We start from the raw sequence: 26,148 nt of genomic DNA, 5'->3' as shown, positions 1-26,148 counted from the left end.
CATGCAAAGCATCACCGACATCGCCGCCGAAATCGTCGCCCGTGAAGGCGGCTATGTGAATGACCCCGATGATCCGGGTGGTGCCACCAAACATGGCGTCACGATCCATACGATGCGCAGGCTCGGGCTGGATTTGAACGGCGATGGCACGGTCGATGCCACCGATGTGCAGCAGCTTGACCGCGCGCAGGCGGTGGCGATCTTTGTCGAACATTACTATGAGCGCCCCGGCATTGACCGCCTGCCGCAGGTGATCCGGTCAAGCGTGTTCGACATGTATGTCAACGCCGGTGCCCATGCCGTGCGCATCCTGCAAAGGCTGCTCGTCGATATGCGCATCCCTGTCGAAGTGGACGGCGCGATCGGTCCGCAAACCATTGCCGCCGCCGCCCGCGCAGCCGCGGCTGCCCCCGACCATCTGGCCGATGCCTACGGGGTCGCGCGGCGCAATTACTACTACGACCTTGCCGACCGCCGCCCCGCCAGCCGGAAATACGCCCGCAGGCGTGATGGCGGCAAAGGCGGCTGGATCACACGGGCCGAGGAATTCATTTCACCGCGCTATCACCTGACAGCGGCGCAACATCAGCAAAGGACGGCAGCATGGGGTTGATTTCGGGGATCATGGGCTTTTTCTTTGGCAACAGCCGCAACGTGCTGGTGGAAACCGCGCAGGTGTTCCGGCCCAATGCCGAACAATCCGCTGTGCGCGACGCCGATGCCAAAAGCGAAAGCCTGCAACAATTCGCCGCCGAATTCGTCCATGCCCGCCAAGGGCTGTTCGATCGGATGGTCGATGCGCTCAACCGTCTGCCGCGCCCGATGCTTGCGCTGGGGACGATCTGGCTGTTCGTCATGGCGATGGTCGACCCTGACGGGTTCGCCGCAGGAATGACCGGGCTGGCGCTGGTGCCCGAACCGCTTTGGTGGTTGATGGGCGCGATTGTCAGCTTCTATTTCGGCGCGCGCCATCAGGCCAAGGAACAGGATTTCCAGCGTGTGCTGGCGGCCGCTGCTGTGGCGCGCAAGCCCGCGACACCCGGCACGGAGACGACAAACCCCGCCTTGCAGGACTGGCAGGCATCGCATGGAAGCTAGCGTCATGGAAAGGCTGGAATCGCGCCTGCGCTTGCTTGAAACCCGCAATGCGGTGGATGAGGTGCATCGCGACAACGTCGCAAACCGCCTTGGTGCGATCGAGGACACGCTCAAATGGCTGGTGCGGCTGATCATCGGGGGGATGTTGATGGCCGTTGTCAGCTATGCGGTGCAGGGCGGTTTCACGCTCTAGCTGCGCCAATTTGTATCGCTGACGTGATGCAGGTCGCTGTTCCCACGGAGGCGCCGATAGGGTAACAGTCGCGCATGTTGAACGAGCTTGCGCATTTCGCTTTGATTCTGGCCTTTGGCGTTGCCATCGTCCAGATGGTCGTGCCATTGATCGGGGCCCACCGGGGCAACGTCGCATGGATGAATCTGGCTGAACCCGCCGCGACGGTCCAGTTCCTGCTGCTTGGTTTTTCCTTTGCCGCGCTGACATGGGGCTTCATCGTGTCGGACTTTTCGCTGCAACTGGTCTATCTGAATTCGCATACCGACAAGCCGCTGATCTACAAGATCACCGGCGTCTGGGGCAATCACGAAGGCTCCATGCTGCTCTGGGTCCTGATCCTTGCGCTGTTTGGTGCCTGTGCGGGCTGGTTCGGTGGCAACCTTCCGATGCGTTTGCGGGCGCGGGTCCTCGCGGTCCAGGCATCGATCAGCGTTGCGTTCCTCGCCTTCGTGATCTTCACCTCGAACCCGTTTCTGCGGCTCGAGGTGCCCCCTCTGAACGGGCGCGACCTGAACCCGCTTCTTCAGGATCCCGGTCTCGCCTTTCATCCGCCGTTTCTTTACCTCGGCTATGTCGGTTTGAGCATGGCGTTTTCCTTTGCCGTCGCCGCCCTGATCGAAGGCCGCGTCGATGCGGCGTGGGGCCGCTGGGTGCGCCCCTGGACCTTGGCCGCCTGGATGTTCCTGACCGTGGGCATCGCGCTGGGGTCATGGTGGGCCTATTACGAACTGGGCTGGGGCGGGTTCTGGTTCTGGGACCCGGTCGAGAACGCAAGCCTGATGCCATGGCTTATCGCCGCCGCCTTGCTGCATTCGGCAATCGTGGTCGAAAAGCGCGAGGCGCTGAAAAGCTGGACGATCCTGCTGGCGATCCTCGCTTTCGGCTTCTCGCTGCTCGGCGCGTTCATCGTGCGGTCGGGTGTCCTGATCTCGGTCCATGCCTTTGCCGTTGATCCGGAACGTGGCATCCTGCTGTTGATCATCCTTGGCATCTTCCTTGGCGGGTCGCTGACGCTGTTCGCGTTCCGCGCCTCGGCCATGCAGTCCAAAGGCGTCTTTTCGACGATCAGCCGCGAAAGCGCGCTGGTGCTGAACAATATCCTGCTTGCCGTGAGCTGTTTTGTCGTGTTCATCGGCACGATGTGGCCACTGGCGGCGGAAATGCTGTTCGACCGGACGCTGTCGGTCGGACCGCCGTTCTTTGACGCGGCCTTTACGCCCTTCATGGTGGCGCTTGCGATCGCCCTGCCGCTGGGGTCGATGCTGGCGTGGAAACGCGGCACACTGGAACGGATGTCCAAGGCGATGGCAGGCTGGCTTGTGCTGGCTGTCGCGCTGGCGGGACTGGCCTATGCGGTACAAAGCGGCAATTCCGCGCTTGGCCCTGTCGGTGTGGCATTGGGTGTCTGGGTCGTCGGCGGTGCGATTGCCGATCTGTGGCTGCGCGCCGGGCGCGACGACCTGCGCACGCGCCTGCGCCGCATCGGTAATCTGCCGCGTGCCGATTGGGGCAAGGCCACAGCGCATATCGGGATGGGCGTGACCGTTTTTGCCGTCGCCGCGATGCTGGCCTGGCAAAAAGAGGATATCCGCATCGCCCAGATCGGCGACCGCTGGGACATGGGCGCGTTCCAGGTGCAGCTGGACGCTGTCAACCAGTTGCAGGGGCCGAACTACGTCACCACGATGGCGGATATGTCCATCTGGCGGGGCGACCGGGAACTCTACACGCTGCAACCCGAAAAGCGGTTCTATCCGGTCGCCAACATGCCCACGACCGAGGCCGCGATCAGCAACGGATTTATCCGCGACGTATATGTCGTGGTCGGTGATCCGCAGGTCAACGGCGGTTGGGCCGTCCGGGTCTATGACAAACCGTTCGCGAATTGGATCTGGGGCGGATGCATCCTGATGGCGCTTGGCGGGATCTTCTCGCTGTCGGACCGGCGGTTGCGTGTGGGCGCGGCCTCGGCCAAGCCGGTGCGCAGGCGGGTCGATGCGGTGCCTGCCGAATGATGCGGCTGATCGCCATATTCCTGCTGGTCGCGTCGTCCGCTTTTGCAGTGCAGCCCGATGAAATTCTTGATGACCCGGCGCTGGAACAACGCGCCCGTGACTTGTCACAAGGGCTCCGCTGTCCGGTCTGTCGCAACGAAAGCATCGACGAATCCAATGCGGAACTGGCGCGCGAACTGCGCATCCTGCTGCGCGAACGTCTGGTCGATGGCGACACCGATCAGCAAGCCGTGGATTTCCTTGTCGCCCGCTATGGCGAATTCGTCCTGCTGCGTCCTGATTCAAGCGGTATCAACGTCATCCTGTGGTATGCCGCCCCTGTGATGCTGCTCATAGCACTTGGCATCGGTTGGACAGTGATCCGACGCCCTGCGGCAGCCCCCGACGACCTGAGCGACGACGAAAAGGCCGAATTACAAAAGATATTGCGGTCCTGACGTCATGTTGTGCTTTCCTGAACCGCTTGGTTCAGTAATCTGGCGCAGAAATCGCATAGGGACAGCGCAATGGATTATCAGGCCATCACTCTTACCATCCGCAACGCGGTCGGCACGCTGACACTGAACCGTCCGGCGGTGATGAACGCGCTGAACACACAGATGCGCGCCGAAATCGCGCATGCCGTGAAAGCCGCTGAAAAGGACGCGCGCGTGCTGGTCATGACCGGGGCGGGCAAATCGTTCTGTTCGGGGCAGGATCTGGGCGATGGCGGGTCTGCGGCGTCGCTCGATCTCGAACGCACGCTGCGCGACGAATATGTGCCGATGCTCAAGGCGATATTCGATTGCCGCATCCCGACCATCGCCGCCGTGAACGGGCCTGCGGCAGGGGCAGGCGCGAACCTTGCGCTGGCCTGCGACGTGGTGATCGCTGCAGAATCGGCCTATTTCGTGCAGGCCTTCACCCGCATTGGCCTGATCCCCGACGCAGGCGGCACCTATTGGCTGCCGCGTCAGGTGGGGGCGGCCAAGGCGATGGGTGCGGCGCTCTTTGCGGACAAGATCACGGCGCAACAGGCCAGCGACTGGGGCATGATCTACGAGGTTGCCGCCGACGCCGTATTTGCCGACCACATCGACGCTCGCGCCGCCCATCTGGCGCAGGGGCCGACCGTGGCCTACCGGCAGTTGAAAAAGGCGATCCGCAGTTCGTTCGAGAACTCACTCGACGAACAACTGGCGCTTGAGGCGCGTTTGCAGGGCCGCTGCGGCCAGACCCGCGATTTTCAGGAAGGCGTTGTGGCGTTTCTGGAAAAACGCAAGCCGGTCTACGAAGGGCGCTGAAGGGCTGACAGCAGCATAAGTGCCTCTGGCGGCGGCGCCTGTTCGATCCGCCGATACGTCTTGCCGTCGATCGTGCGTGTCGCCAGCTTGTGATCAATCAGCGACCTGCGCAACAAGACGTGATCGCCAAAGCTGTGACCGGCTTTCAGGACGGCGTTCACCTCCTTTTCGGTCAGGTCCTGCCGCGCGGGCAGGCGTGCCCAGAACGCCCAGAGGCACAAACCCTGCACCGCTGTTTGCTGCGGCCAGCGGGTCATGATGCCGCCGCCGTCGAATGAGCGCAAGGCACGGGCCAGCCGCCGCGAGGGTTTGGCGGCGGTGGGTGTCGGCGCTGCTTTCAGGTGCTGGAAGTTGGCATAGCCTGCCGCTTGGGCCACAAGGCCCAGCATCGCGGCATGGCCGGGGATGGCGTCTGCACGCAACAAGGCGGCACGCAGTGATTTGGTAAACGCCGACAGGTCGGCAATGGTGATCGCATGGATATCGCGTGGCATGATCTGGCCTTTATCTGGATGCCGGACCCGTCACGGGGTGCGATGGTCGCCCTTGTCGTCCGGCTGGAAAGGTCAGCGGATCGTTGTGCCAATCTCAGGTTTAGCGGGGTCCTGCGCGGTCTGGCGACGCCTTGGTGAACTGATGACCGAATCCGAGGGTAAGGTTGTTTCAGTCCCCAGGCAAGCCCGCAGACCGGGGCAGGGCCAGATAGACGCTGTCATACCAGACACCACCGATCAGGTAAGTGTTGGCGGCACGGTGGGTTTCGCAGAAGCCAAGGCGTTTCAACAGGCCGATGGATGCCGCATTGCCGGGGTCCACATCGGCGGTCAGTTGCAGCAGACCGGTTGTTGCGAACAGATAGGGGATGATGGCGCGCATCGCTTCGGACACGATCCCTTGCCGCCAAAAGGCGCGATGCAGGATGAACCCGATCTCGTCGCTTTTGTAGAGCCCGGCGCAGCCGATCAGTCGCCCCGCCATCTCGATCTGGAAATAGGTTGGTGCTTGCGCGAAACTGGCGATCCGGTCGTCAAGCGAGGCTTGCGTCACGGCCTTGTCGGTATGGGGTAGGGTGGACCAATGCTTCATCGTCGCGGGATCGCTGAAGATCGCAAACATCGCGTCAAGGTCATCCGCGCGCGGGCCGCGCATTATCAAGCATTCGGTGGTCAGGCGCATGGGGAGTCCCCGCTACAACAAGGGCCGCCCGAAGGCGGCCCGTTGTGTTCAGCGCTTTTCGATATCGACGTAATCGCGGGCAGTTTCGCCCAGATACAATTGCCGCGGACGGCCGATCTTCAGCTGTGGATCGGCAAGCTGTTCTTTCCACTGCGAAATCCAGCCGACGGTCCGCGCAAGCGCAAACACCGGGGTAAACATGGATGTCGGAAAGCCCATCGCCTCGAGGATGATGCCTGAATAGAAATCGACGTTCGGGAACAGTTTCTTGTCCGCGAAATAGGGGTCGGCCAGCGCCTGACGTTCCAATTCCTTGGCGACCTGCAGGATCGGGTTGTTTTCGACGCCCAGCAGATCCAGCACCTCGTCCGCGGATTGTTTCATCACGGTCGCACGGGGGTCGAAGTTCTTGTACACGCGGTGGCCGAAACCCATCAGGCGATAAGGATCGTTCTTGTCCTTGGCGCGCGCGATGAATTCGGGGATGCGGTCCGGCGTGCCGATTTCTTTGAGCATTTCCAGGCAGGCCTGGTTCGCCCCGCCATGTGCCGGACCCCAGAGACAGGCGATGCCAGCGGCGATACAGGCAAACGGGTTCGCACCCGAGGACGAGGCCAGACGCACGGTCGAGGTGGAGGCGTTCTGTTCGTGATCCGCATGCAGCGTGAAAATCCGGTCCATCGCACGGGCAAGGATCGGGTTCACGTGATAGGTTTCCGCAGGCACGGCAAAGCACATATGCAGGAAATTCGCCGCATAATCGAGATCGTTGCGGGGATAGACGAAAGGCTGGCCGATGGAATATTTATAGGCCATCGCCGCAATGGTCGGCATCTTGGCGATCAGGCGGATCGACGCCACCTCGCGCTGGTGTTCGTCGTTGATGTCGGTGCTGTCGTGATAGAAGGCCGACATCGCGCCCACGACACCCACCATGGTTGCCATCGGATGCGCATCGCGGCGGAACCCGCGGAAGAAGTTGTGCATCTGTTCGTGGATCATCGTGTGATTGGTCACAAGAGATTCGAACTTTTCCAGCTCGGCTGCCGACGGCAGCTCTCCATACAGCAGCAGATAGCACACTTCGAGGTAATGCGACTGGCTGGCCAACTGGTCGATGGGATAGCCACGGTGCAGCAATTCGCCCTTGTCGCCGTCGATAAAGGTGATCGTGCTGTCACACGCCGCGGTCGAGGTGAAACCGGGGTCATAGGTGAACACATCGGCCTGTGCGTAAAGCTTGCGGATATCAAGCACATCCGGGCCGATGGTCGGGGAATAGATCGGCAGGTCGTAGGACGTGCCCTTGATCGTCAGTGTCGCGGTATCTGTCTGTTCAGCCATCGTGCTTCCCCTCATCTGCGGCGCATCGTCAATTCGCGCAGCGCGTGCTTGTTCCATACTACCGGATAATCACAGCATGTGACGATCTGGTTTATTTGCTGGCATCCGAAAGGCGGCCAATCGTCTCGGACTGCCCCAGAACCAGCATCATGTCGAACACGCTGGGGGAAACCGAACGCCCGGCCAAGGCTGCGCGCAGCGGTCCCGCCAGTTTGCCAAGCTTGGTGTCATGTGCCTCGGCAGTGGTCGCGACGATGCTTTCCAGAGTATCTCTCGTCCAGCTAGCATTTTGCAACTGCGGCGTCAATTCCGACAGTATACCACGGGATACATCGGTAAGTTGCGCGGCGGCCTTCTCGTCCGGGGCGATGGGGCGGTTGGTCAGGATAAAGTTTGCTTTTTGAATCAGTTCCGGGAAGGTCTTGGCGCGTTCCTTCAGGCAATACATGCCGCGCAGCAGCCCGTCTTTTTGTGCATCATTCAACGGATCGGCGCCGGTTGCCGCAAGGTAGCCCTGCAATTCATGCAGCAGCGCAGCATCGTCGGCCACAGCGATATGCTGGCCGCACAGGTGTTCCAGCTTGGCAGTGTCGAACCGTGCAGGAGATTTGCCGATTCCGCCCAGATCGAACCAGTCGCGCGCCTGCGCATCGGTAAAGAATTCCGCATCGCCGTGGCTCCAGCCCAGCCGCGCCAGATAGTTGCGCATCCCCGCCGCCGGATACCCCAGCGCCTGATATTCGGCCGCGCCCGTCGCGCCATGGCGTTTGGACAGTTTCTTGCCATCGGGGCCATAGATCAGCGGGATATGCGCAAGAACGGGTTTGGGCCAGCCCATCGCCTCGTAGATCAGGTTCTGCCGGAACGCATTGGCCAGATGGTCATCGCCGCGGATCACATGGGTCACGCCCATGTCGTGATCGTCGACCACAACGGCCAGCATATAGACAGGGCTGCCGTCCGAGCGCAGCAGGATCATGTCGTCAAGCTGGTCGTTCGACCATGTGACATCGCCCTGCACCTCGTCATGCAGGGTCGTCGTGCCTTCGCGCGCAGCTTTGATGCGGATGACGAAAGGCAGGTCGGGGTGATCGGCCGCAGGCACGTCGCGCCAGGGCGAGCGGAACAGCGTCGAGGTTTTCTGTTCGCGCGCCTCTTCGCGGAAGGCCTCGATTTCGTCCTGTGTGCTGAAACACTTATACGCCTTGCCGGCCGCCAGCAATTCATGCGCGACCTGCGCATGCCGCGCCGCGCTGTCGAATTGGCTGACCGGCTCGCCGTCCCAATCAAGCCCCAGCCAGGTCAGCCCGTCCAAAATCGCCTGCGCGTTTTCGGGCGTGGATCGCGCGCGGTCGGTATCCTCGATCCGCAGCAGGAACTTGCCACCGCGCCCGCGCGCGTAAAGCCAGTTGAAAAGGGCCGTGCGCGCGCCCCCGATATGCAGGGCACCCGTGGGCGAAGGGGCGAAACGTGTGACGACGGGACGGGACATGACGAGCTTTAACCTTTCGTTCACCAACTTTGGACTAATCTGCCGGTGCCCCTTGGGGATAGCCAGCCGAAGGACGAAGAACAAGTGCGAGCCGTGGTCGAAGACGCGCTTTTGGCGCAGCGCGGGCGCCTGTTGTGCTGGGTGCCTGTCTGCCTCGCGCTGGGGATCGGGTGGTATTTCGCGCAGATACAGGAACCGACCGATATGATCTTTGCGGCGGGCGGCGCTTTGGCGCTGGGGTTGGGGCTGGCGCTGCGGTTTGCCACGGTCGCCTACCGCCCTGTCATGCTTGCGCTGGTCATCGCCCTGTCAGGCGCGGGCATTGCGAAATACCGGACCGAAGCCGTCGCAGCCCCTGCGCTGACGTTCCGCTATTACGGCGCGATCGAAGGGCGCGTGGTCAATATCGACCGCTCGGCCAGCGATGCGGTCCGCCTCACACTCGACCGTGTAGTGCTTGAGCGGATGTCACCTCACCGCACGCCCGCCCGTGTGCGCGTATCGGTCCACGGCGATCAGATGCTGACCGATTATCGGCCCGGCGAGGTGCTGATCATGACCGGCCATCTGTCACCGCCCGCAGGTCCTGCCGAACCGGGCGGCTTTGATTTTCAGCGCCACGCATGGTTTCTGGGGTTGGGGGCGGTCGGCTATACCCGCACCCCCGTGCTGCGGCTGGCGCAGCCCGACGCGCCGGACGCCATGATGCGGATTTTCGCGGCACGCATGGCGATTTCGCGCGCCGTGCAGGAGGCGATCCCCGGCGAGCCGGGGGCCTTTGCCGCCGCGATCATGACGGGCGACCGGTCCGGCATGGGGCAGGCCAGTCTGGATGCGCTGCGTGCGTCGAACCTTGCGCATCTGCTGGCGATTTCGGGGCTGCATATGGGGCTATTGACCGGCTTTGTCTTTGCGGTGATCCGCTATGGGCTGGCGCTGGTTCCTTATGTCGCCCTGCGCTGGCCCACGAAAAAGATCGCGGCTGTCGCGGCCCTGATCGTGGGGGCCTTCTATCTGGCCTTGTCGGGGGGGAATGTCGCGACTGAACGGGCGTTTATCATGGTGGCGGTGATGTTGGTGGCGGTGCTCTTGGGGCGGCGTGCGTTGACGTTGCGGGCGGTCGCCATCGCCGCGATCATCGTGCTGGTCTGGCAGCCCGATGCCTTGACCGGCCCGGGGTTCCAGATGTCGTTTTCGGCCACTGTCGCGCTTGTTGCGGTGTTCCGCGCGTTGCGCGGTGTCGATCTTTACCGGCTGCCGCGCTGGACGCGTCCGGTCTTGTCGGTGTTCCTGTCGTCATTTGTCGCTGGCCTTGCGACCGCCCCCTATGCTGCTGCGCATTTCAACATGGTGTCGCATTACGGCCTGATCGCCAATTTGGTGAGCGTCCCGCTCATGGGCGTGCTGGTCATGCCGGCGGCGGTGCTGGCGGCCTGTCTTGCGCCCGTTGGGCTGGAATGGATCGGCTTTGCGCTGATGGAACCGGGGTTGCGCTGGATCTTGTTCGTGGCCGCAACGGCGGCAGCCCAGCCGCATGCCGTCAGCCACGTGATCGCACCACCCGGCCTCGTCTTGCCGCTGCTGACATTGGCGCTGCTGTGGCTGATCCTGTGGCAGGGGCGGCTGCGTTTTGCGGGGCTTGCCGTCGCCGTGCTGCCCTTCGTGATCTGGCAGCAGGGAACGCGGCCTGCGTTGCTGATCGCCGATGATGGCGCGTTGTTGGGGCTGATGGGACCCGAGGGGCGGAGCCTGTCCAAACCGACAGGGGGCAGTTTCGTGGCGGGGATCTGGCTTGAAAACGATGGTGCGCCGGTCGCACAGGACATCGCCGCCGCGCGGGGCGGATTGCAGCGTGATGGCCGCGTGGTGACGGCCATGCTGGGGGACTGGCGGATCTTGCAGGTGTCGGGTAAGACCGCGCTGGCCGATCTGCAAGGCTGTGACGGCGCGGATGTGCTGGTTGTCAATCAGGCGGATGAGGTTGCGCGCCCCTGTCTTGTTTATGACGTGATCCGGCTGCGCGACACGGGCGCGCTCGCGCTGGGGCAGACCGAGGCGGGTGATCTGCGCATTGACGCGGCAGAGGCGCGGGCGGGCAACAGGCCGTGGAACGGGCGCACCGGTGCGCCCGAGGAAGCCGTTCTGCTGTCGCGTCAATAGGTGCGGATCAAACCCACCAGACGGCCTTGCACCTTGACCTGATCGTCACGGAACACACGCGTTTCATAGGCGGGGTTCGCCGCCTCCAGCGCGATGGCGCTGCCGGTGCGGCGGAACCGTTTCAACGTCGCTTCCTGCCCTTCGACAAGGGCCACGACGATATCGCCGTTGTTAGCGGTGCTGGTTTCGCGGATCACGACGACATCGCCATCGTTGATTCCCGCCTCGATCATGGAATCGCCTTTGACCTCAAGCGCGTAATGTTCGCCCTTGCCCAGCATGGACTGCGGCACATGGACATGGTGCGACACTTCGGAAATCGCCTCGATCGGGACACCGGCGGCGATGCGGCCCATGACGGGCAGCGACATCGATCCGCCTTCGACCATCATCGCGGCGGCGGGTTTGCTGGCGGGGCGGTCGCCGTCGATCACGCGGGGCTGGAACCCGCTGCCCATCATGCTGTCGGGTAGTTTGACGATTTCCAGCGCGCGCGCGCGATGCGCCAGCCTGCGGATGAAACCGCGTTCTTCCAGTGCCGTGATCAATCGGTGGATCCCGGACTTCGACCGCAGATCGAGAGCTTCTTTCATTTCGTCGAAACTGGGGGGCACGCCGTCGCGCTGCACCCGCGTGTGGATGAAGGCCAGAAGGTCGAGCTGTTTTTTGGTCAACATGGCGAAATCCTTGGGCTGGTTTTGCTTATGTTCTACCCATGTTCCCCTTTTGTGTCAATCGCCTTGCGATTGACGCGCGCCGCGCGGGAGTATTTTTGGAAAAGAGAAGATGTCAGAGCGACAGGACCTGGACGCTCTCGCCTGCGCTGCGCGCGGGGTCATGCGGCGGGCGCAGAGCAAGTGAGTTCGCCTGCGCCAGCACGGTCAACAGGCTGCTGTCCTGCCGGTCGAAAATTGTCACACGGGCGGCGCTCAGATTTGCGCGCATGTAATGGGCGCGCGGCCCGTTCGCGCCGATGTCATGGGCAAGGGTCGCGGTTTGCAGCGGTGCGGGATGCGCGCCAAGCCCCAGCATCTTGCGGATCACGGGGAGCAGGAAAACATGCCCGCAGACCATGGCAGATACGGGGTTGCCGGGCAGGCCGATCATCGCGGCGGTGCCGATGCGGCCCGCCATCAGCGGTTTGCCCGGCCGCATCGCGACCTTGTAAAAGCTGCGTTGCATCCCAAGGCTTTGCGCCACATGTCCGACCAGATCATGATCGCCCACCGAGGCGCCGCCGATGGTGATGATCAGATCCGCGCCTTGCGCCAGCGCGAAGGTCTGTTCGAGCGATGCGACAGTGTCGCGCGCGATGGGCAGAAGGCGCGCGATGGCACCTTCCGCTTCGACCAGGGCGGCAAGGCCGTAACTGTTGGAGGCGATGATCTGGTCGGGGCCGGGGCTGTCGCCCGGCTGCACCAGTTCGTCGCCCGTCGCGATGATCGCGACCACGGGTTTGCGGGTGACGGGTACGCGGGCGATGTTCATCGCCGCGAGCAGGGCGATATCCGTGGGCGTCAGGCGATGCGGCGCTGTGATCGCGGTGCCCTGCGCGAAATCGCCCCCCTTGGGGCGGATGTTGCTGCCGCTGTCCTGTGCATCGGTGATGGTGATCCGGTCGCCGTCGCGGGCGACGTTTTCCTGAATGACGACGTGGGCAGCCCCGTCCGGGACTGGCGCGCCGGTGAAGATCCGCAGGGCCTGCCCTTGCGCCAATGTGCCGTGCCAGCCGTGGCCCGCCGCGGATTCGCCGATCACGGTCAGCGTGGCCCCCTGATGGTGATCGGCGGCGTGGATTGCATAGCCGTCCATGGCCGAGGCCGCAAAGGGCGGCTGGTCGCGGCGGGCGGTCACATCGCGGGCCAGCACGCGGTGGGCGGCGGCGCGCAGCGGCACCTCCTCGGATGGCAGCGGAGTGACAAGCGCGAAGAGGTCGCGCAGGGCCTCTTCGACTGTGATCATGGCGCCGCGAACCGGCCCGATTTGCCGCCGTCCTTCAGTGTGACGCGCAAACCGCCGATGACCATGTCCTTTTGCACGGCCTTCACCATGTCATAGACGGTCAGGGCGGCGGTGCTGGCGGCGGTCAGGGCCTCCATCTCGACCCCTGTCTGGCCGCTGGTCTTGACCGTGGCGCTGATCCGGATGCCGGGCAGGGCGGTGTCGGGCGTCAGGTCGATGCTGACCTTGGTGATCGGCAAAGGGTGGCAGAGCGGGATCAGATCGGCGGTTTTCTTGGCCGCCATGATGCCCGCAATCCGCGCGATGCCCAGCACGTCACCCTTTTTCGCGCGGCCTTCGGTGATGAGAGCCAGCGTCGCGGCTGTCATCACGATATGCGCCTCGGCCACGGCGATCCGGTTGGTTGTGGGTTTGTCCGACACATCGACCATATGCGCCTGACCTTCGGCGTCGAAATGCGTGAGGCCTGTCACAGCATCGCCCCCGTCGAGGGGTTGGCCAGCAGGCGGGCGGTGGCGCTGGCCACATCATCCTGTCGCATCAGGCTTTCGCCGATCAGGAAGGCGCGCGCGCCATAGCGGGCCATATCGGCCAGATCCTCGGGGGTGAACAGCCCGCTTTCGCAAACGATGCGCCGGTCTTCGGGCACGCGTTTGGACAGGATGCGCGTGGTATCCAGCGTCACCTCGAAGGTCTTGAGGTTGCGGTTGTTGATCCCGATCAGGGGCGATGTCAGCAGGGTTGCGCGTTCAAGCTCGGCCTGATCGTGGACCTCGATCAGCACGTCCATCTGCCAGTCGATGGCGGCCTGTTCCAGTTCCTGCGCCTGCGCGTCACTGACAGAGGCCATGATGATGAGGATGCAATCTGCCCCGAGCGCCCGGGATTCCGCGACCTGCCATGGGTCGTAGAGGAAATCCTTGCGCAGGGCGGGCAGAGCGCAGGCGTCGCGCGCGGCGACCAGATAGCTGTCGTCGCCCTGAAAGGACGGCGCGTCGGTCAGCACCGACAGGCAGGTCGCGCCACCCTGTTCGTAGGCCTGCGCCAAGGCGGCAGGGTCGAAATCGGCGCGGATCAGGCCCTTGGACGGGCTGGCTTTCTTGATCTCGGCGATCAGGCCATAGCCTTCGCGACTGGCATCGGCGAGGGCATTCGCGAAACCCCGCACCGGAGAGGCGGCACGCGCCCGCGCCTCGACTTCGGCCAGAGGCAGGGCGGCCTTGCGTTCCGCCACATCCGCCAGCTTGTAGTCTTTGATCTTGGCAAGGATGTCGGTCATGGGTCCGCCCAGTTGATTGGAATGTCCCCCCGATCCTTAAGCCAGTCGTTCACATTTGAAAATGGGCGCGACCCGAAAAACCCCCGATGCGCCGACAGGGGCGACGGATGGGCAGAGGTCAGGATCAGGTGATGCGCGGCCAGCGGGTCTGCGTATTTCCGCGCCTGCGCACCCCAGAGGATGAAAGCGCGCGGCGCGGGGTCAAGCCGCGCCAGCACCTGCCGCACCAGCACGTCCCAGCCCAGTTTGCCATGTGCGCCTGCCTGTCCGGGTGCCACGCTGAGCGCGGTGTTCAGCAGCAGCACGCCTTGATCGGCCCAATCGTGCAGGTTTGTCTTACTGCGGCTTTGGCCTGTATCACCCTGTATTTCCTTGAAGATATTGCCGAGGCTTGCAAGATTTCCGGTGAAGCCGGGGTTGATCGAAAAGGCCAGCCCGTCCGCCTTGCCCGGCGTGTGATAGGGGTCTTGCCCGAGGATCACGACCTTTGTCGCGGCAGGCTGACAACGCTCCAGCGCGGCAAAGGTCAGCGCGGGCGGCGGCAGGATATCCGCGCCAATCGTTGCGCTGATCCTTGGCAGATCGTCGGTGAAAAAAGGCAGGTCGCGCCAGTCGCCAAGACGGGAAAGATCGAACATCACCCGTTCGTGACGCGCACCAATGCGGCGAGTGCTGCCTTGGCCTTGCCGCTGTCGATGCTGTCGCGGGCAATCTCTACGCCTGCGGGCAGGTTCGCGGCCTTGTCGGCCACGACCAAGGCGGCGGCGGCATTGAACAGCACCGCGTCACGGTATGCACCGGCCGCGCCGTCCAGCAGCGCACGCAGCGCCTGCGCGTTATCTTCGGGCGTGCCGCCGATGATGTCGCGGAACGGATGTTCGGGCAGGCCCGCATCCTCGGGGTGGATCTGGCGGCTGGTGATCTTGCCGTTTTCCAGCACCGCCACGGATGTCGGCCCGCTGATGCTGATCTCGTCTGTGCCATCGCCGCCATGGACCAGCCACGCCTTTTCGGTGCCCAACTGTTGCAGGGTCTCGGCCATCGGAAAAATCAGGTCGATGGCAAAAGCCCCTGTCAGCTGGCGTTTCACACCGGCAGGATTCGTCAATGGTCCCAATATGTTGAAGATCGTCTTGCATCCAAGTTCCAGCCGGACGGGGCCGACATGTCGCATGGCGGGATGATGCAGCGGAGCCATCATGAATCCGATCCCCGCCTCGGCAATGGCGCGTTCCACCACATCGGGGGCGACGTTGACGTTGATGCCAAGCGCCGACTGCACATCCGCCGTGCCAGATTTCGATGACAGGTTGCGGTTGCCGTGTTTGGCCACCGGAACACCTGCGCCCGCGACCACAAAGGCGGTGGCTGTGGAAATGTTCAGCGTATGTTTGCCGTCGCCGCCGGTGCCGACGATGTCCATCGCGCCGTCGGGCGCTTTGACGGGGACACAATGCGCACGCATCACAGCGGCAGCGGCGGCGTATTCGGAGACGGATTCACCGCGCGCGCGCAAAGCCATCAGCAACCCGCCGATCTGGGCTGGTGTGGCCGCGCCCGCGAACAGATGGCCGAACGCCTCCTCGGCCTGCGCGCGCGACAACGGTCCTTCGGAGGCGGCATAAATCAGCGGTTTCATCGCCTCGGTCATGCGGGCACCTTGGCAAGGTCAAGGAAATTGCGCAGCAAGGCGTGCCCGTGTTCGGACCGGATGCTTTCGGGGTGGAATTGCACACCGTGGATCGGCAGGGTCTTGTGCTGCAGGCCCATGATCGTGCCGTCGTCCAGATCGGCTGTCACGGACAAACACGCGGGCAGGGTGGGGCGGTCCACGACCAGCGAATGATAACGTGTGGCGGCAAAAGGGCTGGGCAGGCCCGCGAACAGGCCCTGACCCTGATGGCGCATCTGGCCCATCTTGCCATGCACGATTTCATGGCAGCGCACGACATTGCCGCCAAACGCGTCGCCGATTGCCTGATGGCCAAGACAAACGCCCAGCAGCGGTGTGCCGGTTTCGGCAGCGGCATGAACGAGCGGCAGGCAAATACCCGCCTGTGCGGGATCACAGGGCCCAGGCGACAGCACGATAGCATCCGCGCGCATCGCCATCGCCTGCTGCACATCCAGCGCGTCGTTACGGCGGACCAGTACCTCTGCCCCAAGTTCGCCTAGATAATGCACCAGATTGTAGGTAAAACTATCATAGTTATCGATCAGAAGCAGCATGGTTCGATCCCGCGGGTATGAAATTTGGGGCTACCGCCGAAGGCCAAGCTGACGGTATAAGCGCTGCCATACATGGGCCGACAGGCGTCGCCGCGTCAAGGCCCAAGGCGGCGGGCACAATTGCAACAAGGATGGCAGTCACATGCGGGCATTTCTGACAGGCGGGTTATGGGCGACCTTGATCGGAGGCGGTGCGCTTGTCGTGGCATCGGTCTCGGCGGATCAGACCAGCGGCAGCCAGCCACCACTGCCACCCCAGACCGAGATCGCCCAGACCGCAGTGCCTGCACCGCTGCCCGAGACGCCCGAGGTCGCGGTACCCGCGGCGCTGCCCGCGCCACAGACCGCCGCCACTGACCCCGCGCCAGAGCCGCTGACCGCGCCTGCCGTCCCCCAAGCGCCAGCCGTCGCGGCAATCGTTCCCTTGCCCGAACCTGCGCCCGCTGTGGCCGAACCGGCACCTGCGCCCGATGTCGCAAGCACTGTGCCACCCGCGACCGTGATCCTGTCCGCGGCATTGCCCGTTCCGGCCGCCATGACCGGCCTTGCCTTTGATGTTGCCCCCGATGTGCCGGTGTCGCCGCCACTGGCTGTCGTGGCCCCCGCGCTGCCCGTGCAGGATCAAGAGGTGCTGATCCAGACCCGTCCGGCAGAGCCCGCGCCACCTGCGTTGCGCGGACTTGCTGGCGTGCAGGACAATTCGGCACCGCCCGCATCCTCGGGCGAGCTGCCGCAGATCCTGCCTGACGACGCGCTGCCCGCGCCGGAGGCCGACAACATGCCGGCCCCTTTGCAAGACGCAACGACGTCACTGCCGCAATCCGTCCCATCCATCCGTGTCAACCGCCCCGGCGCGGCGCCCGCCATCGACGCCCCCGCAGAGGCCGTGCCCGGTAGCGAAGACATGTCCCCGCTGGCGCGCTATGCCGCCGATTTCGACTATGCCGCTGACCTGCCGATGATTGCGGTCGTGCTGCTGGACAACGCGATGATCCTCGATGCGCCCGCCGTCCTGAGCGGGCTGCCCTTCGTGCCGACGATCGTGCTCAATGCGTCGGCCCCTGACGTCAATGCCCGGATGCGTGCCTATCGTGACGCCGGGATCGAAGTGCTTTTGCAGGCCGATTTGCCGCAGGGCGCACAGCCGTCCGACCTCGAAACGACCTATATCGCGGCCTTTGGTCTGGTGCCCGAAGCGATCGCCTTGTTTTCGGATGGCACCGGGCCGGAGGTGACGAACCGTGCGCTGGCCGATCAGGCGATACAATTGATGGCCGATGAAGGGCGTGGTTTCGTCACCGTGCCGCGCGGTCTGGGCGGTGCGTTGCGCAATGTCGTCACCGATGGGGTGCCGGTGGCGAATATCGCGCGCGAACTCGATGGCGCGGGCGAGAGCCGGGATGCGATCGAGCGCAGCTTGCAGCAGGCAGCGCTCCGCGCGCGGCAATCGGGCAACGCGGTCCTGCTTGGGCGCACCACGCCAGATACGCTGGCCGCGATCCGCAACTGGGCCGAACGCACCGATCCTGCCCAGATCGCGCTGGCCCCGGTGTCTGCGATCCTGTTGGAACAGATCGCGGAATAGTCCCTAATTCCCGCCGCCCTTGAACATGCGCGCGTCAGCCGCCGCCTTGCGGATGGCGTTCGATTTGTGGACGGTTTCCTGATATTCCGCCTCGGGGTCGCTGTCATAAACGACACCGCCACCGGCCTGAATATACAGCTTTTCATCCTGCAACACGGCCGTGCGCAGCGCGATGCACATATCCATATCGCCGTTCGCGCTGAAATAGCCGCAGCCGCCGCCGTAAACGCCGCGCTTTTCGGGTTCCAGCTCGTCGATGATCTGCATCGCGCGGACCTTGGGCGCGCCTGATACCGTGCCTGCGGGCATGCCTGCGAAAAAGGCGCTCAGCGCGTCCTGATCCTCGGCCAATTCGCCCACGACGTTGGACACGATATGCATCACATGGCTGTAGCGTTCGACGATGAATTGTTCGGTCGGGCGCACGGTGCCGATCTTGCTAACCTTGCCGGTGTCGTTGCGCCCCAGATCAAGCAGCATCAGATGTTCGGCCAGTTCCTTTTGATCCGCCAGCAGATCGGCCTCGTTCGCGTCATCCTCGGCGGGGGTCGCCCCGCGTGGGCGGGTGCCTGCGATGGGGCGGATCGTGACCTCGTTGCCAAAGACGCGCACAAGGATTTCGGGGCTCGCGCCGATCACCTGAAAGCCGCCGAAGTTGAAAAAGAACATAAAGGGCGACGGGTTGGTCCGGCGGAGCGAGCGATACAGCGCAAAGGGCGGTTCGCGGAATTCCTGCGTCCAGCGCTGCGACGGCACCACCTGAAAGATGTCGCCCGCGCGGATATATTCCTTGGCCTTTTCCACCGCCTGCAAATATCCGTCATGGGTGAAATTCGACATGGGCGGCGCAACAGATGCCGGATCGGCCAATGCACGGCTGTGCTGGGGCAGGGACCGGTCCAGCGCACGTTGCGCGTCCATCACCCGTTCGGCGGCCTGCGCATAGGCGGCCTTGGCGGACAGGCCAGATCGCACATAGGCGGGGGCCACAAGGATCACATCACCTTTGACGCCGTCCAGCACCGCCACGACCGAGGGCCGCAGCATGATCGCATCGGGCAGGCCAAGCGGGTCGGGGTTCACATCGGGCAGATGTTCCACCAGCCGGATCATGTCATAGCCCAGATAGCCGAACAGCCCCGCCGAAGCCGCAGGCAGACCCGATGGCAGGTCGATCCGCGATTCGGCCAGTATGGCGCGGAGTGCTGCCAGCGGATCGCCCGGCATGACCTCAAACGCATCGGCGTCGAAACGGGCAGAGCGGTTAACGCGCGACGTGGTGCCACGGCAGTCCCAGACCAGATCGGGGTTCATGCCGATGATCGAATAGCGGCCACGGATTTCGCCGCCCGTCACGCTTTCGAGCATGAAGGCGTTGGTGCCCGCCTCGGACAGTTTCAGCATCAAGGATACCGGCGTGTCCAGATCGGCGGCGATCCTTGTATAGACCACCTGGTTCTCGCCCGCGTCATACGCGCGGGCAAAGCTGTCATAATCCGGCGATAATGCCATGGCGCACCTATTGAAGCTGGGCGTTGACCGCGTCGACGGTGGCCTGGTTGATGGTGACGCGGGTGTTTTCCTGCACCGAGACCGCATAGGCGTCGAACAGGTCCTGCGCGATGCCCGCAGCGATGGAATCCGAGATCGCCGCGCGCTGTGCGGCTTGATCGGTGGCGGTCGGATCGGCCTCGGTGACATTATCCAGCCGCACGATCAGCGCACTGGTGCCTGCGTCCACGACGCGGGCCTCGCCCAAGGCCAGATCGAACAGGGTCTGGTTAAAGCCCTCGGGCGCGCCTTCGACAAAGCTGCGACGGGTCAGGCCAGTTTCCACGCGCGGGGTGATGCCCAAGGCCGCAAGGTCGGTTTCCGCGTCCCAACCAGCGGCGATTTCCTCGGCGCGGGCAAGGATTGCGTCTTGCTGTGCCTGTAGCTGCCAGGCGGCGGCGACGTCTTCGCGGATATCTTCCAAAGGCGGCACGCGGGCGGGCGTCACGCTATCCAGACGCAGGGCGAACACACCGCCGTCCGACAACACCTCGAGTTCGGGAAACGCGCCTTCGGTCGCGACCTGTGCTGCCGCGCGGAAACTGTCATATGCGGCAATCCCGTCGGTGACGGCGGGGGTCCAGCTGATCGTGTCCAACACAAGATCCGTGCGGTCGGCCAGATCCTCGAGCGACGCACCACCGGCCAGCAGATCGGTGATCCGGTCGAAATCCTCGTTGATGACGCTCCGTGCAGCTTCTGCGGCAAGTTCGGCGCGCAGACCGTCAGAGGCTTCTTCCAACGTCGTTTCCTGCGCATTGAGAACCGCATTCACGCGGAAAAGGGCCGCCCCGAGTGCTGTGGGAAACGGCCCGACCACATCGCCGGGGGTGGCTGCAAAGACCGCGTCCGCCGTCTCTGTCGGCAGGTCATCGCGGCCCAGATCGCCCATATCGACATCGGCGAGACTAAGCCCGCGTTCATCGACCAGCGCATCGTAGGTCGCTTCGTTGGTCGCCAGTCTGTCCGCCGCCGCCTGTGCATTGGCCGGATCGGCATAGATCAGCCTTTCGACAAGGCGGCGTTCGGGCTGCACGAATTCGGCGATGCGGTCCTGGTAGAGCGTCTCGATCGCAAGATCAGTCACCTCCATCTGGTCGAGGATCATCGACGGGGTCATCCAAGCATAGGTGATCTCGCGGGCTTCGGGCAGCAGAAACTGGTTGCCGTTCGCGTCGTAAAAGGCGGCGATGTCTTCGTCCGTTGCACCGGGGACGGGGGCTGTCAGCATATCGGCTGCCACCCGCAGCAAGGTCACGTCGCGCGCCTCGGCGACATAGCGCACCAGTGCATCAGCGGGGGCGGCAGAGCCCGGAACACCCGCGACGATCGCGGCCTGCAGCAGGGTGCGCGCCAGATCCTCGCGGATTTCGGCCTCGAATTCGGATTCTGTCTGGCTGGATTGTTGCAGCACAAGGCGGTAGGTGTCGCGGTTGAACCCGCCTGCACCCTGAAACGCCTGGATCGCGCTGATCCTTTCGAACACGGCCATGTCGCCCGCAGAAAGGCCCATCTGCGTCGCTTCGTTGTCAAGCGTGCGGGTCAGGACAACCTGAGACAGCGCCTGCCGGTCGATCCCGAAGGCCTGTGCCTGCTGGAAGGAAATCTGCGTTCCGAATTGTGCCGATAACGCGCGGATCTGTTCGTTCAGCGCGCGCTGATAGGACGCGACGGTGACGTCTTTGTCGCCCACGGTGCCGAGGGTGCGGACGTTGCCGGTCAGACCACCGGTGCCGAAGCCCGCAAGTCCGACAAGTACGACGCCCACGATGATCCATGCGCCAATCCGTGTCTTTTTCTTCTGTGCCATCCAGCCGCTCCGCCCTCTTTTGGTCGTGCATGAATAAGGGGCTGTGCCCTTGGGTGCAAGGGTCAGACAGCCACCTTCGCGAGCCTGTCAAAGAGCGTGGCAATCCCCGCCCGGTCGATATTGGCAAAGGCGATCCGCAACTGGCGGTCGCCGCCTGCCAGATCGTCCGGCATGAACATCGTGCCGGGCAAAAGCAGGATCCCCGCCTGCGTCACCAGATCTTGCGCCAGATCGCTGGAGGAGATCGCGAAAGGATGTTCCACATAGGCGAAATAGGCCCCTACACCGAGCAGGTTCCAACCCTTGGCGGCCAGCAGCGGGAAATGATCATTGATCGCCGCACGCCGGTCGAGGATTTCCGACCGTTCGCCCGCCAGCCATTGCGACAGGTTCTGCATCCCCCAAAGGGCGGCGCGTTGGCCGATCTGGTTGGGGCAGATCGCGACGGTATCGAGGAATTTCTCGATCTCTGCCAGGCGGGCGGGATTGGTCAGGATTGCGCCGACACGGTGGCCTGTCAGCCGGTAGGCCTTGGAGAAGGAATAAAGCTGGATCAGCGTGTCATCCCATGTGGGATCTCTGAACAGGTCATGCGGCGCGCCGGTGCGGCTATCGAAATCGCGGTAGGTTTCATCGACGATCAGCGCGATCCCGCATGCGCGCGCCAGATCCATGAAGGCGCGCAGGGTGGCTGCGGGATATTCCACGCCGCAGGGATTGTTCGGGCTGACCAGCACGATGGCGCGGGTGCGGTCCGTGATCAGCGCCGCCGCATCCTGTGCCGTGGGCACCAGATCGGCACCACACACAAGCGGTACGGATGTCACACCGCTCATGTCGAGCCACATGCGGTGGTTGAAGTAATAGGGGACCGGCAGGATCACCTCGTCGCCTTCACCGCAAAGGGCGGCGATGGCGGCGGCAAAGGCCTGATTGCAGCCCGAGGTGATGCCGACCTGCGGCGCGGTCACCGTTCCGCCATAGGACGCCGACCATTGGGCCGCGATTTCGGTGCGCAGCGCGGGCAGGCCAAGGACGGGGCCATAAAGATGCGCCTCGGGCTCGTTCATCGCGATCTCGGCGATGGCCTGCCGCAGGGCCAAAGGCGGTGCCTCGACGGGGGCGGCTTGACTGACGTTGATTAGCGGCCTGTTCGCCGGATGTGTGACGCCATCAAGCCAGCGCCGCGCCGCCATCACGGGCGGGGTGAAAGTGGCGGCGGTGCGGGATCGGGTCATGCGCTGTCCAGACGGGTTGCGCCGAAAAACATTTAGGCCTCCGGCGGGGATATTTGGGCTCGGAAGATTGGGTGATCAGTCCTTGCCGCGATAGGGTTCGACATATTGCAGCGCCATGTCCCATGGGAAAAAGATCCATGTGTCCTGCGAGACTTCGGTGATGAAGGTCTGGACCTGCGGGCGGCCTTTGGGCTTGGCGTAGACGGTGGCGAAATGCGCCTTTGGATAAAGGCTGCGCACCAGTTCCAGCGTCTTGCCGCTGTCGACCAGATCATCGACGATCAGGATCCCGGTGCCATCACCCATCAGCGCGGCATCGGGGGCCTTGAGCACGCGGGCCTCGGACTGGGCCTGGTGGTCGTAGCTTTTCACGCTGATCGTATCGACGGTGCGGATGTCGAGTTCGCGCGCGACGATCATCGCTGGCGCCATACCGCCACGGGTGATCGCGACCACGGCTTTCCAGGCCCCGTCGTCGGGGCCATGCCCGTCAAGCCGCCAGGCCAGCGCGCGGCTGTCGCGGTGGATCTGGTCCCAGGAGATGTGAAAGCCTTTTTCATGCGGCAGACGGTCGGTCATCGTGTCAATCCTTGGTGATATCGGGGGCGTCGACGGCTTTCATGCCCACGACATGATAACCTGCATCGACATGCAGCACCTCGCCGGTGACGGCGCTGGCCAGATCGGACAGCAGGTAAAGCGAGGATTTGCCCACCTCGTCCTGCGTCACGGTGCGCCGCAAAGGTGAGTTATACTCATTCCATTTCATGATATAGCGGAAATCGCCGATGCCGGAGGCCGCCAGCGTCTTGATCGTGCCGGCGCTGATCGCGTTGACGCGGATGTTCTTCTTGCCCAGATCCTCGGCCAGATAACGCACGGATGCTTCGAGTGCGGCCTTGGCCACACCCATCACGTTGTAATGCGGCATCACCTTTTCCGCGCCATAATAGGTGAGCGTCAGGCAGGATCCGCCATCGGTCATCATCTTTTCGGCGCGCTGCACAACGGCGGTGAAGGAATAGACCGAGATATCCATCGACATCAGGAAATTGCTGCGGCTGGTATCGACATAGCGGCCGCGCAATTCGTTCTTGTCAGAAAAGCCGATGGCATGGACCACGAAATCGAGCTTGCCCCATTTCGCCTCGAGCGCTGCGAAGAGCGCGTCGATCGACGCTTCGTCGCCCACGTCGCAGGGCAGGACCGTGTCGGAGCCGACCGATTCCGCCAGCGGATCCACGCGTTTCTTCAACGCTTCGCCCTGATAGGAAAACGCAAGTTCGGCCCCGGCATCCGCGCAGGCCTTGGCAATGCCCCAGGCGATCGATTTGTCGTTCGCCAGCCCCATGATCAGCCCGCGTTTGCCTTGCATCAATTGTGATGTCATCGCTGCACCCTTCACGATTTGTTTCGTGGTCCCTAGCACGGGCGCCGGGGCGTTGCCTAGATGCCAGCAAGTCGGGAACAATCCGTCAAAATGGTTGATACTGTCTCTGTTTGATCCTAAGTCTTGCGGCGGGGGCCTATGTGAGGATCGGATATGTCTGATCGGACGGGCATTTTTGCGGGCGACGACCCTTTTGTCATTGCGCAGCAATGGCTTCGGAAGGCTGAAGAATCAGAGCCTGCGGACCCCAACGCGATTGCATTGGCCACGGTCGATGAATCGGGCTTACCCAATGTCAGAATGGTCCTGTTGAAGGAGATCGAACCGGCAGCATTTGTTTTTTATACCAATTACGAAAGCCGCAAGGCCGCTGAAATTGCAGCGACGGGCAAGGCGGCGTTCGTGATGCACTGGAAGTCTCTGGCGCGGCAGATCCGCGTGCGGGGCCTTGTCGTGCGCGAAGACGGGCCGATCGCGGATGCGTACTACAAGTCCAGATCGCTAAAAAGCCGGATCGGCGCTTGGGCGTCGCGGCAATCTCAACCATTGGAGTCGCGTGCGACTTTGATGGCGGAAGTTGCAAAAAAGACGCTCCAGCTTGGAACTGATCCCGACCGCCCGCGTTATTGGGGCGGGTTCCGGATCATTCCGCTCGAAATAGAATTCTGGTCGGATGGCGCTTTTCGCCTGCATGACCGGTTTCGTTGGTCGCGTGGATCAGACCAAGACGATTGGACAATCACCCGCCTCAACCCCTGAGGGGTCGGCATAAGAAAGAACCCGCGTTCTGATGGCTTGGCCCCGGGGGCGTGTGGTGGAACCCAGAAGTGAATCGATGCGGTGCAGGACAGGCATTGCGTCAAAAGGAAGATGGAATGGAAACGCAAGACACCGCCTACCTTCGGCGGGTGCAAGGTCAGGTAAAGTGGTTTGATCCCACCAAGGGCTTCGGCTTTGTGATCGCAGAATTAGGTGGCCCGGATATCCTGCTGCACGCCAATGTGCTGCGCAATTTCGGGCAGGGGTCGGTTGTTGACGGCTCTCGGATCGACCTCATGGTGCAGGATACGCACCGGGGAATGCAGGCGGTCGAGGTGATCTCGATCACACCGCCGCAGACTGATTCCGCGGTGCCGCTGCGCGACATGATGGATTTCACGCCCGAGGATATCGCCAAACGCCCGGTAGAGCCTGCGCGCGTGAAATGGTTCGACAAGGCCAAGGGATTCGGCTTTGCCAACGTGTTCAGCAAATCGGACGACGTGTTCATTCACATCGAGGTGTTGCGCCGGTCCGGCCTGTCCGACCTGCAATCGGGCGAGGCGATCGGGCTGCGTCTTGTCGATGGCGAACGCGGCCGCATGGCGATCGAGGTCGTCGGCTGGGAAAGTGCCGCGAAATGAGGGCGGTCGTTCTTGCGCTTGGCCTTTGCTTGTCCGCGCAAACGGCAATGGCCGCTTGTGCAGATGACCGTGTGACGATTTCGGGCGATTGGGGGCAGGCGACGTTTACGGTCGATATCGCGGATACGCCCGCCGAACGGTCGCAGGGCCTGATGTTCGTCGAGGATATGCCGCGCATGACGGGGATGCTGTTCATCTACGAACGGCCTCAGGCGGTCAGTTTCTGGATGAAGAACACCCTGATCCCGCTGGACATGATTTTCGCCAGCCCAGCCGGCGAAATCCTGCGGGTGCATGAAAACGCGATCCCCGGCGATCTGACGCCGATTCCCGGCGGCGACGGCGTGCAGATGGTGCTCGAAATCAATGGCGGGCTGAGCGCGAGGTTGGGAATCACCGCAGGCGATGTGATGCAGCATCCCAGTTTCGGTCCTGACGCAATTTCGCCTTGTGGCGAAAAGACCGACAGTTAGGGCTTTTCAAATCGGTCGAGTGGGGCTAAAGACAGCCTCGGTTCGGGGCGTAGCGCAGTCTGGTAGCGCATCTGTTTTGGGAACAGAGGGTCGGGAGTTCGAATCTCTCCGCCCCGACCATAAATTCCAACATCTGGTATTGTTGTCGGCTCCGGCATTGTTGCTGCGGGGCCACGTGCGTGTGATCCGCCTGTTGCCTGTTAATCGGGCAGGTGGGCCGTCGCCAATTCGCGCCACGACGCAGTTTTCACGGCTAAAGCAGCCGTCGCAAAGAGTTTATTTGCGCGTGTTCCAGTGCGTGGTCTGTGGACAATCCGGTGGATGAATCGGCGGGCCGCGCGGACCGAATCCCAAGCGAAAAACGTCAACCGATTTAATCTGTATTTTGTGTTAAAAAGCCGTTGACCCACTAGGGCTAGATGCGT

Annotated in this window: 28 protein-coding genes and 1 tRNA gene; 13 read left to right on the top strand and 16 right to left on the bottom strand. The window is 63.1% G+C overall.

Translation table 11 applies throughout. From position 1 onward, the window contains the following. Position 1 precedes the first annotated feature (1 nt). The 6 genes from H147_RS0109975 to H147_RS0109950 all read left to right on the top strand — a co-directional run bounded on the left by H147_RS0109975 (position 2) and on the right by H147_RS0109950 (position 4,631). Positions 2-613 (top strand): holin-associated N-acetylmuramidase, encoded by a 612-nt coding sequence (locus H147_RS0109975; protein WP_019955222.1) that lies wholly within the window; start codon positions 2-4, stop codon positions 611-613. Next, positions 604-1,098, top strand: a complete 495-nt coding sequence (locus H147_RS0109970) for a holin family protein (RefSeq protein WP_019955221.1) — start codon at positions 604-606, stop codon at positions 1,096-1,098. Before H147_RS0109975 ends, H147_RS0109970 begins: the two co-directional genes overlap by 10 nt. Continuing rightward, positions 1,088-1,291, top strand: coding sequence for a hemolysin XhlA family protein (locus tag H147_RS0109965; protein ID WP_026352414.1), 204 nt, complete (start codon positions 1,088-1,090; stop codon positions 1,289-1,291). The genes H147_RS0109970 and H147_RS0109965 overlap by 11 nt, the downstream gene beginning before the upstream one ends. Before the next feature lie 74 nt (positions 1,292-1,365). After that, the gene (locus H147_RS0109960; protein ID WP_019955219.1) at positions 1,366-3,348 is read left to right on the top strand and encodes a heme lyase CcmF/NrfE family subunit; all 1,983 of its coding nucleotides are present in this window, start codon (positions 1,366-1,368) and stop codon (positions 3,346-3,348) included. Further along, the gene (locus H147_RS0109955) at positions 3,345-3,785 is read left to right on the top strand and encodes a cytochrome c-type biogenesis protein (protein ID WP_019955218.1); all 441 of its coding nucleotides are present in this window, start codon (positions 3,345-3,347) and stop codon (positions 3,783-3,785) included. Before H147_RS0109960 ends, H147_RS0109955 begins: the two co-directional genes overlap by 4 nt. 69 nt (positions 3,786-3,854) lie before the next feature. Further along, positions 3,855-4,631: an enoyl-CoA hydratase-related protein gene (locus tag H147_RS0109950; protein ID WP_019955217.1), complete on the top strand. Its 777-nt coding sequence runs from the start codon at positions 3,855-3,857 to the stop codon at positions 4,629-4,631. On the opposite strand, the gene H147_RS0109945 is transcribed toward H147_RS0109950, so the two are convergent. Further along, a complete protein-coding gene (locus tag H147_RS0109945; RefSeq protein WP_019955216.1) occupies positions 4,616-5,125 on the bottom strand; it encodes a DUF2087 domain-containing protein in 510 nt (169 codons plus the stop codon). The two genes, H147_RS0109950 and H147_RS0109945, sit on opposite strands and share 16 nt — an antisense overlap. Here H147_RS0109945 and H147_RS20995 point away from each other — a divergent pair. Further along, positions 5,108-5,263, top strand: a complete 156-nt coding sequence (locus H147_RS20995) for a hypothetical protein (protein WP_019955215.1) — start codon at positions 5,108-5,110, stop codon at positions 5,261-5,263. The genes H147_RS0109945 and H147_RS20995 overlap by 18 nt on opposite strands. 31 nt (positions 5,264-5,294) lie before the next feature. On the opposite strand, the gene H147_RS0109935 is transcribed toward H147_RS20995, so the two are convergent. The 3 genes from H147_RS0109935 to gltX form a co-directional block, all read right to left on the bottom strand. Continuing rightward, positions 5,295-5,807: a GNAT family N-acetyltransferase gene (locus H147_RS0109935; protein ID WP_019955214.1), complete on the bottom strand. Its 513-nt coding sequence runs from the start codon at positions 5,805-5,807 to the stop codon at positions 5,295-5,297. Between the two features lie 48 nt (positions 5,808-5,855). Next, positions 5,856-7,151, bottom strand: coding sequence for a citrate synthase (locus H147_RS0109930; protein ID WP_026352413.1), 1,296 nt, complete (start codon positions 7,149-7,151; stop codon positions 5,856-5,858). A gap of 91 nt (positions 7,152-7,242) precedes the next feature. Then, positions 7,243-8,643: a glutamate--tRNA ligase gene (gltX, locus tag H147_RS0109925; RefSeq protein WP_019955212.1), complete on the bottom strand. Its 1,401-nt coding sequence runs from the start codon at positions 8,641-8,643 to the stop codon at positions 7,243-7,245. A gap of 93 nt (positions 8,644-8,736) precedes the next feature. Between gltX and H147_RS0109920 the strand changes: the two genes are divergently transcribed. Further along, the gene (locus H147_RS0109920; protein ID WP_019955211.1) at positions 8,737-10,803 is read left to right on the top strand and encodes a ComEC/Rec2 family competence protein; all 2,067 of its coding nucleotides are present in this window, start codon (positions 8,737-8,739) and stop codon (positions 10,801-10,803) included. On the opposite strand, the gene lexA is transcribed toward H147_RS0109920, so the two are convergent. The 7 genes from lexA to H147_RS0109885 form a co-directional block, all read right to left on the bottom strand. Next, positions 10,797-11,480: a transcriptional repressor LexA gene (gene lexA / locus H147_RS0109915; RefSeq protein WP_019955210.1), complete on the bottom strand. Its 684-nt coding sequence runs from the start codon at positions 11,478-11,480 to the stop codon at positions 10,797-10,799. The genes H147_RS0109920 and lexA overlap by 7 nt on opposite strands. Before the next feature lie 112 nt (positions 11,481-11,592). Continuing rightward, entirely contained in the window at positions 11,593-12,765 is a 1,173-nt protein-coding gene (locus H147_RS0109910; protein ID WP_019955209.1) for a molybdopterin molybdotransferase MoeA, read from the bottom strand. Beyond that, positions 12,762-13,238 (bottom strand): cyclic pyranopterin monophosphate synthase MoaC, encoded by a 477-nt coding sequence (gene moaC, locus H147_RS0109905; RefSeq protein WP_019955208.1) that lies wholly within the window; start codon positions 13,236-13,238, stop codon positions 12,762-12,764. The genes H147_RS0109910 and moaC overlap by 4 nt, the downstream gene beginning before the upstream one ends. Continuing rightward, positions 13,235-14,044 (bottom strand): indole-3-glycerol phosphate synthase TrpC, encoded by an 810-nt coding sequence (gene trpC, locus H147_RS0109900; RefSeq protein ID WP_019955207.1) that lies wholly within the window; start codon positions 14,042-14,044, stop codon positions 13,235-13,237. The genes moaC and trpC overlap by 4 nt, the downstream gene beginning before the upstream one ends. Continuing rightward, the gene (locus H147_RS0109895; protein WP_019955206.1) at positions 14,041-14,682 is read right to left on the bottom strand and encodes a uracil-DNA glycosylase; all 642 of its coding nucleotides are present in this window, start codon (positions 14,680-14,682) and stop codon (positions 14,041-14,043) included. Before H147_RS0109895 ends, trpC begins: the two co-directional genes overlap by 4 nt. Continuing rightward, a complete protein-coding gene (gene trpD, locus H147_RS0109890) occupies positions 14,682-15,695 on the bottom strand; it encodes an anthranilate phosphoribosyltransferase (RefSeq protein ID WP_019955205.1) in 1,014 nt (337 codons plus the stop codon). Before trpD ends, H147_RS0109895 begins: the two co-directional genes overlap by 1 nt. After that, positions 15,692-16,273, bottom strand: a complete 582-nt coding sequence (locus tag H147_RS0109885; protein WP_019955204.1) for an aminodeoxychorismate/anthranilate synthase component II — start codon at positions 16,271-16,273, stop codon at positions 15,692-15,694. Before H147_RS0109885 ends, trpD begins: the two co-directional genes overlap by 4 nt. Positions 16,274-16,415: 142 nt before the next feature. Here H147_RS0109885 and H147_RS0109880 point away from each other — a divergent pair, with 142 nt between their 5' ends. Beyond that, positions 16,416-17,858: a divergent polysaccharide deacetylase family protein gene (locus H147_RS0109880; RefSeq protein ID WP_019955203.1), complete on the top strand. Its 1,443-nt coding sequence runs from the start codon at positions 16,416-16,418 to the stop codon at positions 17,856-17,858. Between the two features lie 3 nt (positions 17,859-17,861). Here the strand turns inward: H147_RS0109880 and trpE are convergent, their stop codons facing one another. The 5 genes from trpE to fabI form a co-directional block, all read right to left on the bottom strand. After that, positions 17,862-19,370: an anthranilate synthase component I gene (gene trpE, locus H147_RS0109875; protein ID WP_019955202.1), complete on the bottom strand. Its 1,509-nt coding sequence runs from the start codon at positions 19,368-19,370 to the stop codon at positions 17,862-17,864. Positions 19,371-19,377: 7 nt separating this feature from the next. Continuing rightward, on the bottom strand, positions 19,378-21,219 hold the full coding sequence (locus H147_RS0109870; RefSeq protein WP_019955201.1) for a peptidylprolyl isomerase: 1,842 nt from the start codon (positions 21,217-21,219) through the stop codon (positions 19,378-19,380). A 62-nt stretch (positions 21,220-21,281) separates the two neighbouring features. Continuing rightward, complete coding sequence (locus tag H147_RS0109865) at positions 21,282-22,457, bottom strand: aminotransferase (protein WP_019955200.1); 1,176 nt, start codon at positions 22,455-22,457, stop codon at positions 21,282-21,284. A 75-nt stretch (positions 22,458-22,532) separates the two neighbouring features. Then, a complete protein-coding gene (gene gpt, locus H147_RS0109860; RefSeq protein WP_019955199.1) occupies positions 22,533-23,036 on the bottom strand; it encodes a xanthine phosphoribosyltransferase in 504 nt (167 codons plus the stop codon). Between the two features lie 4 nt (positions 23,037-23,040). Further along, complete coding sequence (gene fabI / locus H147_RS0109855; protein ID WP_026352412.1) at positions 23,041-23,847, bottom strand: enoyl-ACP reductase FabI; 807 nt, start codon at positions 23,845-23,847, stop codon at positions 23,041-23,043. A 153-nt stretch (positions 23,848-24,000) separates the two neighbouring features. On the opposite strand from fabI, the gene pdxH reads away from it, so the two are divergent. From pdxH to H147_RS0109835, 4 genes are all read left to right on the top strand, one after another. Continuing rightward, positions 24,001-24,606 (top strand): pyridoxamine 5'-phosphate oxidase, encoded by a 606-nt coding sequence (pdxH, locus tag H147_RS0109850; protein ID WP_019955197.1) that lies wholly within the window; start codon positions 24,001-24,003, stop codon positions 24,604-24,606. Positions 24,607-24,722: 116 nt separating this feature from the next. Beyond that, positions 24,723-25,250 carry a cold-shock protein gene (locus H147_RS0109845; protein ID WP_019955196.1) on the top strand — a complete coding sequence of 176 codons (528 nt, stop codon included), beginning with the start codon at positions 24,723-24,725 and terminating at the stop codon, positions 25,248-25,250. Next, positions 25,247-25,723, top strand: a complete 477-nt coding sequence (locus tag H147_RS0109840; protein ID WP_019955195.1) for a DUF192 domain-containing protein — start codon at positions 25,247-25,249, stop codon at positions 25,721-25,723. Before H147_RS0109845 ends, H147_RS0109840 begins: the two co-directional genes overlap by 4 nt. A gap of 43 nt (positions 25,724-25,766) precedes the next feature. Further along, a tRNA-Pro gene (locus tag H147_RS0109835) sits at positions 25,767-25,843 on the top strand. Positions 25,844-26,148 lie beyond the last annotated feature (305 nt).

The sequence above is a fragment of the Yoonia vestfoldensis DSM 16212 genome (genome assembly GCF_000382265.1).
Classification (GTDB): Bacteria; Pseudomonadota; Alphaproteobacteria; order Rhodobacterales; family Rhodobacteraceae; genus Yoonia; species Yoonia vestfoldensis.
The sequence above is the reverse complement of the archived record's forward strand: the minus strand, read 5'-3'. Positions and strand labels throughout refer to the sequence as shown.